The 12,451-nt window shown below is 71.2% G+C and carries 12 protein-coding genes; 9 read left to right on the forward strand and 3 right to left on the reverse strand.

The annotated features are described in order from the left end of the window. The first annotated feature begins 11 nt into the window (after positions 1–11). The 6 genes from C2L58_RS00925 (at position 12) to C2L58_RS00950 (ending at position 7,344) form a co-directional block, all read left to right on the forward strand. Positions 12–2,462: a DUF6779 domain-containing protein gene (locus C2L58_RS00925; RefSeq protein WP_103334994.1), complete on the forward strand. Its 2,451-nt coding sequence runs from the start codon at positions 12–14 to the stop codon at positions 2,460–2,462. Between the two features lie 437 nt (positions 2,463–2,899). Beyond that, positions 2,900–4,003, forward strand: a complete 1,104-nt coding sequence (locus C2L58_RS00930; RefSeq protein WP_103334995.1) for a PrsW family intramembrane metalloprotease — start codon at positions 2,900–2,902, stop codon at positions 4,001–4,003. 190 nt (positions 4,004–4,193) lie between these two features. Continuing rightward, positions 4,194–5,153: a Rossmann-like and DUF2520 domain-containing protein gene (locus C2L58_RS00935; RefSeq protein WP_441296285.1), complete on the forward strand. Its 960-nt coding sequence runs from the start codon at positions 4,194–4,196 to the stop codon at positions 5,151–5,153. Then, a complete protein-coding gene (gene panC, locus C2L58_RS00940) occupies positions 5,150–6,055 on the forward strand; it encodes a pantoate--beta-alanine ligase (RefSeq protein ID WP_103334998.1) in 906 nt (301 codons plus the stop codon). The genes C2L58_RS00935 and panC overlap by 4 nt, the downstream gene beginning before the upstream one ends. Positions 6,056–6,064: 9 nt before the next feature. Beyond that, positions 6,065–6,562 carry an aspartate 1-decarboxylase gene (panD, locus tag C2L58_RS00945; RefSeq protein WP_103335000.1) on the forward strand — a complete coding sequence of 166 codons (498 nt, stop codon included), beginning with the start codon at positions 6,065–6,067 and terminating at the stop codon, positions 6,560–6,562. A gap of 5 nt (positions 6,563–6,567) precedes the next feature. Next, positions 6,568–7,344, forward strand: a complete 777-nt coding sequence (locus tag C2L58_RS00950) for a type III pantothenate kinase (RefSeq protein ID WP_103335002.1) — start codon at positions 6,568–6,570, stop codon at positions 7,342–7,344. Between the two features lie 50 nt (positions 7,345–7,394). On the opposite strand, the gene C2L58_RS00955 is transcribed toward C2L58_RS00950, so the two are convergent. Beyond that, complete coding sequence (locus C2L58_RS00955) at positions 7,395–7,796, reverse strand: DUF6640 family protein (protein WP_199191037.1); 402 nt, start codon at positions 7,794–7,796, stop codon at positions 7,395–7,397. Between the two features lie 49 nt (positions 7,797–7,845). Continuing rightward, positions 7,846–8,598, reverse strand: coding sequence for a class I SAM-dependent methyltransferase (locus C2L58_RS00960; RefSeq protein WP_103335005.1), 753 nt, complete (start codon positions 8,596–8,598; stop codon positions 7,846–7,848). A gap of 76 nt (positions 8,599–8,674) precedes the next feature. Between C2L58_RS00960 and lysS the strand changes: the two genes are divergently transcribed. Beyond that, positions 8,675–10,186, forward strand: a complete 1,512-nt coding sequence (gene lysS, locus C2L58_RS00965) for a lysine--tRNA ligase (RefSeq protein ID WP_103335013.1) — start codon at positions 8,675–8,677, stop codon at positions 10,184–10,186. Between the two features lie 145 nt (positions 10,187–10,331). Then, the gene (locus C2L58_RS00970; protein WP_013230453.1) at positions 10,332–10,682 is read left to right on the forward strand and encodes a histone-like nucleoid-structuring protein Lsr2; all 351 of its coding nucleotides are present in this window, start codon (positions 10,332–10,334) and stop codon (positions 10,680–10,682) included. 130 nt (positions 10,683–10,812) lie between these two features. On the opposite strand, the gene C2L58_RS00975 is transcribed toward C2L58_RS00970, so the two are convergent. After that, the gene (locus C2L58_RS00975; RefSeq protein WP_103335007.1) at positions 10,813–11,670 is read right to left on the reverse strand and encodes an AraC family transcriptional regulator; all 858 of its coding nucleotides are present in this window, start codon (positions 11,668–11,670) and stop codon (positions 10,813–10,815) included. Positions 11,671–11,705: 35 nt separating this feature from the next. Between C2L58_RS00975 and C2L58_RS00980 the strand changes: the two genes are divergently transcribed. Further along, positions 11,706–12,287, forward strand: a complete 582-nt coding sequence (locus C2L58_RS00980) for a TIGR03086 family metal-binding protein (RefSeq protein WP_103335008.1) — start codon at positions 11,706–11,708, stop codon at positions 12,285–12,287. Positions 12,288–12,451 lie beyond the last annotated feature (164 nt).

Genomic DNA, 12,451 nt, shown 5'->3' on the forward strand with positions numbered 1-12,451 from the left:
CGGTGTCAGTCATGACCGGCGTGGGTGACGACTCGCGCGGCCGCCTACTGGGCAGGCCGTGGCTCGTTGTCGGCTTTGTCCTCGCCATCGGAGCCACCCTCGCACTGGTGCTCAGCGACGATCTCCGCTACCTCAGGCTCGGGATCGTCGCGGCCCTCTGGGCCGCCCTGATCGGCGCTTTTCTCGCCGTGAAGTACCGCAAGAGCGCGGCACAGAGCGAGGACGCGGTCGCCGAGGCGCAGGCTGTGTACGAACTGGAGCTGGAACGCGAGATCGCGGCCCGGCGCGAGTACGAGCTGGAGATGGAAGCGGAGAACCGCACCGCGGCCGATTCCAAGGGCCGCGAGGAGCTGGAGGCGCTGCGCGCGGAAGTGTCCGCGCTGCGCGACAGCCTCCAGTCGCTGTTCGGCGGCGAGGTGCTGCTCGAACGCGTCGCGCTGACCGCGCAGGCGACCCGGATGCGCAAGGTGTCCGACGAGAACCGCCTGATTCCCGACAACGCGCCGAAGAAGAAGCCCGCCCAGCTGATGGCCGGGAAGAAGCCGGTGGTCGAGGGCGGCGAGCGGCCGACCGAGCTGATCGACCGCGTCCTCGACGAGCGCCGCCGCAAGGCCTCGAACGGCAAGCCCGCGAACGGCAAGGGCCTCGGCAAGGGCTTCGGCGGCAAGCCGGTCCCGAAGACGCCGGCGAACGTCTCCGTGCAGAGCACCCAGCAGATGGCCCGGCCGAAGCCGCTGAGCGAGCGCCGTCCGCCGGTGCCGCCGGTCGACCCGGCGCTGAACGCCGCGCAGCGCGAGCTGAAGGCCGCCGAGCTGCGGGCCGAGGCGGCGCGCCGCCAGGCCGAGTCGCAGCCGATGCGGCTGCCGAAGCAGGACGAAATCGCGAAGCAGCCCGAGCGCCGGCCGGAGGCCGCCGCCGAGCCGACGCGCCGGGACGTGCCGCGGCCCGACCCCAAGACCGAGATCCGACGTCCGCCGGAGCCGAAGACGGAGATCCGCCGCCCCGAGCCGCCGCCCGCGCGCCGGGCCGAAATGTCGCGTTCGGACATCCGGCCCGTCGAGATGTCGCGGCCCGATATCCCGCGCGTCGAGATGTCGCGCCCGGACATTCCGCGGGTGGAGATGTCGCGCCCGGACATCCCGCGCGTCGAGGCGCCGCGGCCGGACATGCCGCGGCCCGAGGCGCCGCGGCCGAACGTCTCGCGGGCCGAAGCGTCGCGCTCGGACATTCCGCGGGTGGAGATGCCGCGGCCGAACGTTCCGCGGGCCGAAGCGTCGCGTTCGGACATTCCGCGCGTCGAGATGTCGCGTCCGGACATCCCGCGCGTCGACATGTCGCGGGCGGATATCTCGCGGGCCGAAATGTCCCGGCCGGACATTCCGCGCGTGGAGATGTCGCGGCCCGATATCCCGCGTGTCGAGATGTCGCGCCCGGACATTCCGCGGGTGGAGATGCCGCGGCCGAACGTTTCGCGGGCCGAAGCGTCGCGATCGGACATTCCGCGCGTCGAGAGGTCGCGGACGGACCTTCCGCGCGTCGGCGGGCAGCCGAACGGCGCCCGCCCCGACCCCCGCAAGGCGCCCGAGCCGCCGCGGCCGGTGCCGGGCCGTCCGGCGGCCAACGTGCCGCCGGTGAAGCCGTCCGAGATGTCGCGTTCGGACATCCGGCCGGTCAAGGACCTCAGCGCGGCCTTCCAGAACCGCGACGACTTCGCCGAGCGCCAGCGGCCGAACCGGCCGAAGCCGCCCGAGCAGAAGCCGCCGATGCCGCGGGACGCCGCGGCGTCCCGCACCGACATCCCGCCGGTCGTCCCGCCGACCACGCCGGTGCCGAGCAACAGCCCGTCGCCGCGGCAGCCGTCGCGCACGGACCTGCCCCCGGTGGTGCCGCCGACCACGCCGGTGCCGGCGGCCGACGGCCGCCGCCCCTCGCGGCTGGAGCAGTTCTCGCGGGCCGACATGTCGCCGATCCTGGAGGAGCCGCCGTCCCGCCACGGTGGTGCGCACGGTGGTTCGCACCGCGCGCCGGCGGAGGCCGCCAAGGCCGAGGCCCCGATGGTGAACCCGACGTTGCCGGAGTCGGTCCGCAACTTCCAGGGCCGTTCCGGCGGCCGCCGGCGCAAGCCGGAGGACTCGCAGCAGCTGCCGGCGGTGCCCCAGGCACCGGAGCCCCCGGGCGGAGGCCGGCGCCGTCGCCCGGACGGCGAGCCCCCGGCCTGGGAAGGCATGGTCGCCGAGCGGGCCTCGATGTCCCGCCGCGGGATGGCCCCGGTGGACCCGGCGGACGTCGAGCAGCAGCAGAACGGCAACGGCCACAACGGAGCCCGCAACGGCCACCGAGCGGCCCCGGAGCCCGCCCCGGGCAGCGGATCGCACGCGGCGGGCCGTTCGGTGAGCGAACTGCTGGCGGCGAACGGCGGCACCGGCTCGACGCCCCGCCGCCGCCGACGCGCGGAGGACTGAGCCCGGCCGGTCGCGGATCGGGCGGTGGTCGGCACTCGGCGGCCCGCTCGATCGGCAGCCAGAGGCGGCGCGCGCCATGGCCCGCTGCCTGCGTGCGGAGGACCAAGCCCGGCCGGTCGCGGATCGGGCAGTGGTTCGCATTCGGCGGCTCGCTCGATCGGTGAGCTGCCGGCGGCCCAAGGCGGCGCGCGCCGGCGTGCGGAGGACTGAGGCCCGCGCCCCCAAGGCAACCGCCCAGGCCCTCGCGTGCGCGCAGAGATGGCACCGCGGGCCGCACTGAGGCGCGTCTCGGCGGCGCACAGCAGGCTGACCGGCGCGCCGTGTGTGCCAGGTGGCGTTTCTCTTCCACTTCGGCCTGCGTAGGGTGACCCGCTGTGAGCGGAACCCTCTCGCCCGCGACGGGACTTGATCGCGGACGGCGGCCTCGCCGGGTCACCGTGCTGCTGCCGGTGCTCGGGCTGATCGTGGTGGCCCTGTGCGGCCTGTTCCTGTTCGGGCTCGCCACCGCCCGGGTCGGGCCCCTCGCCGTCACCATCGGGGTGCTCGCCGCGCTCGTGCCCGTGGCCGGGGTCGTCGCCGGGTTCCTCTGGGTCGACCGGTGGGAGCCCGAGCCCGCCAAGTTCCTCCTGCTCGCCTTCGCCTGGGGCGCCTGCATCGCGACCATCACCGCGCTGCTCATCAACACCACCGCCGAGGCCGTCGGGGACGAGCTGCTCGGCCAGGGCAGCGGGAACACCGTCGCCGCGCTCGTCTCGGCCCCTGTGGTCGAGGAGGCCGCCAAGGCCCTCTTCGTCGTGCTCATCCTCTGGCGGCGGTCCAGCGAGTTCGACGGCGTCGTGGACGGGGTCGTCTACGCCGGGTTCAGCGCCGCCGGGTTCGCCTTCACCGAGAACATCTACTACTTCGGGCGCGCCTTCGCCGACTACGGCTTCGGGGACGGGCACAGCCAGGGCGTCATCACGGCGTTCTTCCTGCGGGGCGTGCTCGCTCCGTTCACCCACCCGCTGTTCGCCGTGCTCACCGGCATCGGGCTCGGGATCGCCGCGCGGACGACGACCAAGGCCCTCAAGATCATCGCGCCGATCGCCGGGTACCTCGCCGCCGTCTGCCTGCACGCGCTGTGGAACAGCGCCGCGCTGCTCGGCGGGTCGAAGTTCCTCACCGTCTACTTCCTGATCATGCTGCCGCTCTTCTTCGGCGTCGTCTACCTGGTCATCCTCCAGCGGAAACGGGAGCAGCGGATCATCGCCGCCGCCCTGCCGCACATGGCCGCCGCGCGGTGGATCGCCCCCTCCGAAGTCGAGCTGCTGGCCAGCCTGCCCGGCCGCCGGGCCTGGCGCCGCCAGGCGAAACGCCAGTCCGGCAAGCAGGCCGCGAAAGCCGTCGCCGTGTACCAGGCGAGCGTGACGGAGCTCGCGTTCCTCGACCGGCACCAGCTCACCAGCGACACCGACCGGCAGCGCCAGCAGGAGCTGCTGCGCACCCTGAAGGCCGCCCGCGCGGAGGCGACGCGCCTCGCCGACGAGGCCGCCCACGGGTGAACCGGTCCGGGTGAAGCTGGTCACCCGGGCTCAACGACGCCCGCTCGCCCGAGTGACCAATCCGACCAAAAGTAGGCCGGCCCCGGACGGCGCGTTACCTTTGCCACACAGCTGAGCGGCCGTGACTGTGGTCGGATTGGTCACCAACGGCACAGTAGTCTCGCGCCGTCGTCCGGTACCCGGAGCGGGACTGGAACGAGAGCAGAGGGAGTCTGCCAACCATGAGCGTCCACAGGCGCACGCCATGATGAGGCCCGCCCGCCTCGCGGTCGGCGTCGTTTCCGCCGGCCGGGTGGGCAGCGTGCTCGGCGCCGCGCTGGCCCGGGCGGGGCACACGGTGGTCGCCGCGTCCGGTCTGTCCGCTTCGTCGCTGGCCCGCGCGGAACGCCTCCTCCCCGACGTGCCACTCCTGCCGCCCGACGAAACCGTCCGCCGGGCGGACCTCGTGCTGCTCGCCCTCCCCGACGACGCGCTCGCCGGGATGGTCCGCGGGCTCGTCGCCACCGAGTCGCTCCGGGCGGGGCAGATCGTCGTGCACACCTCCGGGGCGCACGGCATCGACGTCCTGGCCCCCGCGGCCGGGGCCGGGGCCCTGCCGCTCGCCCTGCACCCGGTGATGACGTTCACCGGCCGCGAGGAGGACCTCGAACGGCTGGCGGCCTGCAGCATCGGCGTCACGGCGGCCGAGGACGACGAAGCCGGGTGGCACGTCGGCGAAGCGCTGGCCGTCGAGATGGGCGCCGAGCCGGTGCGGATCCCCGACTCCGCGCGAGCGCTCTACCACGCTGCGTTGGCCCACGGCGCGAACCACCTGATGGCGCTGGTCGCCGACTGCGCGGACCTGTTGCGCCAAGCCGGAATCGGGCAATCCGAACGCCTGGTCGCACCACTGCTCTCGGCGGCATTGGATAATGTGCTGCGACACGGCGATCGTGCCCTCACCGGCCCGGTCGCGCGTGGCGACCTCGGCACCGTCCGCAAGCACCTCGCGGTGCTGGCGGACCGGGCGCCGGAGGTGGCGCCGGCCTACCGCGCGCTGGCCAAGCGCACGGTGGCGCGTTCGACGGCTGCCGGGCTGCTGGACACCGCGGCCGCGAAAGACCTCACCGAACTCCTCGACGATCCCGCCGAAGGGCACCAAGACCAGTGACCACACCGAAATTCAGCCGCGGCACCCTGAACGCGTTCGCGTCGCCCGAGCAGGTGAGCCAGGTCAGCCGGGCGCTGCACGGCGTCGGCCGCAAGCTGGCGCTCGTGCCGACCATGGGCGCGCTGCACGCCGGGCACCGCGAGCTGATCCGCCGCGCGAAGCGGCTGCCCAACAACGTCGTGGCCACCTCGATCTTCGTCAACCCGCTGCAGTTCGGCGCGGGCGAGGACTTCGAGGCGTACCCGCGGCCGCTGGAGGCCGACCTCGACATCCTGCGCGAGGACGGCGTCGAAATCGCGTTCACACCCAGCGCGGACGCCCTCTACACCGAGGGTGCCGTGGTGACCGTGCACCCGGGCCCGCTCGGCGACGAACTCGAAGGTGCCGTCCGGCCCGGTCACTTCGCCGGGGTGCTCACTGTCGTGGCGAAGCTGTTCAACCTGCTCCGTCCGGACTACGCCCTGTTCGGCGAAAAGGACTACCAGCAACTGGTCCTGATCAAGCGGATGGTGCGGGACCTGAACATCGACACGCACGTGATCGGCGTGCCGACCGTGCGGGAGCGGGACGGGCTCGCGTTGTCGTCGCGCAACGTCTACCTGACGCCTGAGCAGCGCGAAGACGCCATCGTCCTGTCGGCCGCCCTCACCGCGGGGGCGTTCGTCGGCCGGGACGGTGCGGAGGCGGTCCTCGAGACCGCGTGGAAGACCCTCGCCGCGCGGCCGGCGGTCGAGGTGGATTACCTGGAGTTGAGGGGAACCGACCTCGGGCCCGCGCCCGTCGATGGTGAAGCACGGCTGTTGATCGCGGCCCGGGTGGGGAGTACCCGGCTGATCGACAACGTTCCGGTGTTGCTCGGCAAGGCCGTCGAGCACCCGGAGCGGCTGGACGCAGGGGAATAGGAGTCCACTATGTACCGCACGATGCTCAAGTCGAAGATCCACCGGGTGACCGTGACCCAGGCCGACCTGCACTACGTCGGTTCGGTGACGGTCGACGAAGACCTGATGGAGGCCGCGGACCTGCTGCCGGGGGAACAGGTGTCCATTGTGGACGTCACCAACGGGGCGCGGCTGGAGACCTACGTCATCAAGGGGGAGCGCGGCAGCGGGGTGCTCGGCATCAACGGCGCCGCGGCCCACCTGGTGCACCCGGGTGACCTGGTCATCCTCATCTCGTACGGCCAGATGGACGACGCCGAGGCGGCGACGTACCAGCCGCGCGTGGTGTTCGTCGACGCGGACAACCAAATCGTCCACCGGCACACCGACCCCGGCCACGCGCCGGAGGGATCCGGGCTGCTGTCCGGCACGGTGACGCTGCCGCCGGACGAAGAGGCGGCGATCTTCCCGGTCGCCGAGACCGCGGACGCCCGTCGCCTCGACGCGTTGCTGCACGCGGAAAGCTGACCCGCTTGCTGCTCACCGTCGACGTCGGCAACACGAACATCGTCCTGGGATTGTGGTCCGGCCAGGAGCTCGTGGGCGACTGGCGCATGCGCACCGACGCGCGCATCACGGCCGACGAGCTGGCGTTGACGGTCCGCGGGCTGCTCGGCCCGCACGCGGACGCGGTGTCCGGGATCAGTGCACTGTCGACGGTGCCGGCCGTGCTGCGCGAGCTGCGGGTGATGCTCGGCCGGTACTACGCCCGGGTCCCGAAGATCGTGGTCGAGCCGGGCGTGCGCACCGGCGTGGCGCTGCTGGTGGACAACCCGAAGGAGGTGGGCGCGGACCGGCTGGTGAACACCCTGGCCGCGCACCACCTCCACAGCACGGCGTGCGTGGTGGTCGACTTCGGCACGTCGACGAACGTGGACGCCATCTCGGCCCGCGGCGAGTTCCTGGGCGGCGCGTTCGCCCCCGGGATCGAGATTTCGGTGGACGCGCTGGCACTGCGCGCGGCGGCGCTGCGGAAGGTCGAACTGGTGCCGCCGCGGTCGGTGATCGGCAAGAACACGGTGGAGTGCCTGCAGTCCGGGATCCTGTACGGCTTCGCGGGCCAGGTGGACGGGCTGGTGCGCCGGATCGTCCGCGAGCTTTCCCCGGGCGGCGCGGAACCGGTGGCGGTCCTGGCCACGGGCGGCCTGGCGCCGCTGGTGCTGGGTGAGTCGGAGACGATCACCGACCACGTCCCGGAGCTGACGCTGCTCGGCCTGCGGCTGGCGTACGAGCGCAACATCCGGCCTTGACCTGCCCCGAGGCGGCGTTCGACACCACCTCGGGGTGCACCGGAAAGCTCTCAGCCGCGAGCCAGGCGGCGGCGCTCCAGCACGTACCCCAGCGCCGTCAACGCCAGCGCCGGGACGGCGATCTTCGCCTGCGGGAACCGATCGGCCCCGGGCGGATCCACCGCGCGGGAGCCCGGGTAGGCCAGCGCCGAAATCTGCGTCACCCAGTACAGCGACGCCAGCACGGCCCCCGCGTCAAGACCCGCCCGGCTCGGCCGCCGCCAGAGCTGCCACAAGCTCGTCGTCCCCAGCGCGAGCCCCAGGCTCATCGTCTGGCCGTTGTGGAACTTCGCGTGCGGTGGCCAGTCCGGGTTGAACACGTGCGTCTCGTTCCAGTCGGCCTTGTACGGGCCCACCGCGGTCACCAGCGAGGTCAGCGAGATCAAGGCTCGCCCCCATGATTTGCTGCGCATTCCCGCAGTATCAAACCTCTACCTGGATCGAGGTCAAGGACGAAGTGCGTCAGCGCCGCCGCGCGCGTAGGACCGTGGTGCCCAGCGGCAGGTCGAACTCGCCGTGCGCCGTGGCCGGGTTCTCCGCCAGGAACCGCCGGAGCCGGTCCAGCAGGGCCGCCGACTCCTCCGGGGCCGACACGATCACCTTCGAATAGGTCGCGATCGTTTCCAGCAGGGTCTCCGCGGTGCGCCGTTGCGTGTGGCGAAACCGGTCGCTTTCGAATGATTCGAAGGCCGGGTGCGTCACCTCACGCATATCTTCGATGCTCGTCGGCCGGCGGGCACCGTCGCGGCCCAGCGCGGTGAACTCGGCGATCCACGGCACCGATTCGTCTTCGTAGTTCCACATCGGCACGCACACCCCGCCCGGGCGCAGCACCCGGCCGATCTCCGTCATCGCCACCGGCACGTCGAACCAATGGAAGGCCTGGCCGACGAAAACCGCGTCGACGGTGTCGTCGGGCAGGGGAATCCCTTCCGCCTGCCCCGCCAGTGACGTCACCGACGGCACGGCCCGCTCGAGTTCCGCGCGCATTTCCGGGTCGGGCTCGACCGCGGTGACGTCGAGCCCGAGCGCGCTGAGGCCGAGGGTGAGTTTGCCGGTTCCGGCGCCGAGATCGAGGACCCGGCGCGGTGTTCCGGTGGCGCCGGAAAGCCCCCACTCGATCGCCTCCCGCGGGTAATCGGGCCGGTGCTGGGCGTACTCGGCGGCCCGGCTGCCGAAGGAAGACGCGCGCTGACCTCGTGTGGGATCACTCACGAGTCCAGGCTAATGGAGGGAAAGGTAAAGGTAATCCGGTTGGCGTAGCGGCCGGCCGGGTTCGTACCCTATGGCCATGACCGAAAAGCCCCCTCCCACCAGCGAGCCCGCCGAAGACGAACTGCCCGAGCAGATGCGGGTGCGCCGGGAGAAGCGCGACCGGATCCTCGCGGAGGGTATCGATCCCTACCCGGTCGAGGTACCCCGCACGCACTCGCTCGCCGAAGTGCGTGCGGCGCATTCCGGCCTCCCCGCCGACACCGCCACGGGCGAGCAGGTCGGCGTCACCGGCCGGGTGATGTTCCTGCGCAATACGGGCAAGCTGTGCTTCGCGAGCCTCCGCGAGGGCGACGGCACCGAGCTGCAGGCGATGATCAGCCTGGCGAAGGTCGGCGAGGACGCGCTGGCGGCGTGGAAGTCCGACGTCGACCTCGGCGACCACGTGTTCGTGCAGGGTGAGGTCATCACGTCCAAGCGCGGCGAGCTTTCGGTGATGGCCGACGCCTGGCGCATCACCTCGAAGGCGCTGCGGCCGCTGCCCAACGCCTTCAAGGACCTGGCGGAGGAAACGCGGATCCGCCAGCGCTACGTCGACCTCATCATGCGCCCGCGCGCGCGGGACGTCGTGCGCACGCGGGCCGGCGTGGTCCGGTCGCTGCGGGAGTCGTTCCACCGCCGCGGGTTCACCGAGGTCGAGACGCCGATGCTGCAGACGCTGCACGGCGGCGCCGCGGCCCGCCCCTTCGTCACGCATTCCAACGCGTTCGACATGGAGCTGTTCCTGCGGATCGCCCCGGAGCTCTACCTCAAGCGCTGCGTCGTCGGCGGCATCGAGAAGGTCTTCGAGATCAACCGCAACTTCCGGAACGAGGGCAGCGACTCGTCGCATTCGCCGGAGTTCGCGATGCTCGAGTACTACGAGGCGTACGCCACCTACGACACCAATGCGGTGATGACGCGGGAGCTGATCCAGGAGGCCGCGCAGACGGTGCTGGACACCCAGGTCATCACCCTGCCCGACGGTTCGGAGTACGACCTCTCCGGCGAATGGACCACACTCGGAATGTACGAGTCGTTGTCCGATTCCCTCGGCGAAGAGGTGACGCCGGAGACACCCGCCGCCAAACTGCTCGGATTCGCGCAGGCCAGGGGCCTGGAAGTGGATCCGAAGCTCGGGCACGGGAAGCTCGTCGAGGAACTGTGGGAACACCTCGTCGGAGATCACCTGCACGCACCGACGTTTGTCCGTGATTTTCCGCTGGAGACGTCGCCATTGACCCGGCAGCACCGCTCCCAGGCGGGGGTGGCCGAGAAGTGGGACCTCTACGTGCGCGGATTCGAACTCGCCACCGGATACTCCGAGCTGGTCGATCCGGTCGTCGAACGGGAACGCCTCACCGAACAGTCGCTGCTGGCCGCGCAGGGCGATAGCGAAGCCATGCGGCTCGACGAGGATTTCCTGCGGGCCCTGGAGTACGGAATGCCCCCGAGCGGTGGCGTCGGAATGGGGATCGACCGCCTCCTCATGGCGCTGACCGGTCTCGGTATCCGGGAGACGATCCTCTTCCCGCTGGTACGGCCTGAATAACCCGGCCGTGTGAGGATAGCCATCGGTTATCGATACGAGATTTGCGTTGCACTGCAGAAGCGGGTACTAATGTTCTGGACAAAGTCTTCTGTCCCGGGGCTTGCCCCGTACCAGATCATTGAGTAAGCCCCGCAGGAGGAATCGGATGGCACAGAAGGTGCTCGTCTCGCTGGTCGACGACCTCGACGGCAGTGAGGCGGAAGAGACCGTCGAGTTCGGTTTGGACGGAGTCAGCTACCAGATCGATCTCTCCTCGGAAAACGCGGAGGAGCTCCGGGACGCGCTCGCTCAGTATGTCGAGCACGCGCGTCGTGCGGGAGGCCGCAAGCGCGCCACGGTTCGTCCGGTCGCGGGTAAGGGTTCGGCTCGTCCGGCCGCTGTCGACCGTGAGCAGAACCAGGCCATCCGGTCGTGGGCGCGCAAGAACGGTTACGCGGTTTCCGACCGCGGCCGCATCCCCTCCGAGGTCGTCGAGGCTTACCACAAGAAGAACTGAAGATTGTTCACACCGCCTTCGTGCGGACTGGCTGCGGGTCGCTGACCAGCAGTTATCCTCCGCTGCGGAAGCGGTGCCGACGCGGGGTTTTCAGCGTGGCCGCCGGGCGAATTCCGCCCGGCGGCTTTCTTCATGTCCGATGGCTGTCCGGTTCCCGTTCGGGGACGCGGGCGGTTCGGGCGTACTCGGCAGGCGACTGGCCGGTCACCGTCCGGAAATCGCGGATGAAGTGCGACTGGTCGCTATAGCCCAGTCGAACCGCCAGACCGGCGTAATCGAGTTGTCCTTCGGTGACGATCCGCTGCGCTGCGTCATTGAGCCGGTAAATCCGGATCGCCCACTTGGGCGGGAGGCCGACGTGTTCGGCGAACACGCGCTGGATGGACCGGGTGGTTAGTCCAGTATCGGCACACAGTTGCGCCACCCGGGTAATTCCGGGATCCCGCGCGATTTGTTCCACCGCCTCCGCGGCCGCACGGGCGGCCGGGGACAGTCGCACGGGATTTGCGATCAGCAAGTTGTCGATCGCGCCGACCATTTGCGCATCGCCGCCGGCGTTCTGCACCGATTCGGCCGCCGCCGAGGCCGCCGGTCCGAAAACGCCGGTGAGTGGGACGGCCCGGTCGGCGATGTCACGCACGGGGCCGCCGAGGAACGCGCGGAAGGTGCCCGGCCGGAATCGCACGCCCAGGCCCTGGACGCGGCCCGTCAAGCGGTGGGAAAAGACGTCGCGGGCCGGGCCGTGGACGCCGGAGGCGCCCGGGAAGAACGTGACGTGGACCGAGAGGTTCGGCAGCACCCGCTGCTCGTACGGCGGTTTGCCGCGCCGGTCCCAGCGCAGGATCCAGTGGTATTCGACGAATTCGGCGAGTTCCGGGGCCGGTGGGTGCCTGGTCAGCGTGAACATCGTGCGCGCGGTGGCTTCGGCCACGATGCCGCGCGGGATCCGGTGCGTCACGGGTTCACGGTAGCTGTCGCGTTCGTTCAAGACGCGCTGCTCGCCGGGGAGTTTGGATCACGGGCATGACTGCTTCGCTGCTGCGCCCGGCCGCGGCCGAATTCCTCCGGATCGCGGGTGCGGTGCCCGACCTGACCGCGCCGACGCCGTGCGCGGGCTACGACGTCCGGGGGCTGCTCAACCACCTCCTGTACTGGGGCCCGTGGCTGATCGCCGCGGGACGGCGCGAGGGCCCGCCCGCGATGGGGTCCGGCGAGGCGGAGGCGGCCCTGGTGACGGACGGCTGGCGCGCGGACCTGGAGAAGCAGACGGAGACGCTGGTGGAGGTGTTCGGGACCCCGGCGGCGTGGACGGGCACGACTGCACTGGGCGCGGCGCCCATGCCGGCGGCGGTGGTGGGCGCGATGGTCCTGGGCGAGTTCGTGCTGCACGGCTGGGACCTGGCCCGGGCGAGCGGGCAGCAGTTGCGGTGCGCGCCGGAAGCGGCCACGGCGGTGTACGAGTCCGCGGTGGCGATGGGCGACCAGGCGCGGTCGATGGGGGTCTATGGGCCGGCGGTGGCGGTGGCTGCTGAGGCTTCGCCGCTGGAGCGGGCTCTGGGGGCTGCTGGGCGGGATCCGGGGTGGAGTTGTCCACAAGTGGGTTGAGCTGTGGACAGGTTGGGGTTAGGGGCTGTGATCGGCGGGTTTTGTCGGCTGGGGTCGATAGACTGGCCTAGGGGCCGCCCCCCAGGGATCGAGCGGGGCTGTGTGTGCCGGGCGGGGCTGTGTGTGCCGGGCGGGGCTGTGTGTGCCGGGCGGGGCTGTGTGTG

The sequence above is a fragment of the Amycolatopsis sp. CA-126428 genome (genome assembly GCF_002904335.1).
In the GTDB taxonomy this organism is placed as follows: domain Bacteria; phylum Actinomycetota; class Actinomycetes; order Mycobacteriales; family Pseudonocardiaceae; genus Amycolatopsis.

What these genes read in the sequence shown, in the direction of transcription:
- C2L58_RS00925 (WP_103334994.1), top strand. Translation starts at nt 12, where the DNA reads ATGACCGGCGTGGGTGACGACTCGCGCGGCCGCCTACTGGGCAGGCCG.
- panD (WP_103335000.1), top strand. Translation starts at nt 6,065, where the DNA reads ATGTACCGCACGATGCTCAAGTCGAAGATCCACCGGGTGACCGTGACC.
- C2L58_RS00955 (WP_199191037.1), bottom strand. Translation starts at nt 7,796, where the DNA reads ATGCGCAGCAAATCATGGGGGCGAGCCTTGATCTCGCTGACCTCGCTG.
- lysS (WP_103335013.1), top strand. Translation starts at nt 8,675, where the DNA reads ATGACCGAAAAGCCCCCTCCCACCAGCGAGCCCGCCGAAGACGAACTG.
- C2L58_RS00970 (WP_013230453.1), top strand. Translation starts at nt 10,332, where the DNA reads ATGGCACAGAAGGTGCTCGTCTCGCTGGTCGACGACCTCGACGGCAGT.
- C2L58_RS00980 (WP_103335008.1), top strand. Translation starts at nt 11,706, where the DNA reads ATGACTGCTTCGCTGCTGCGCCCGGCCGCGGCCGAATTCCTCCGGATC.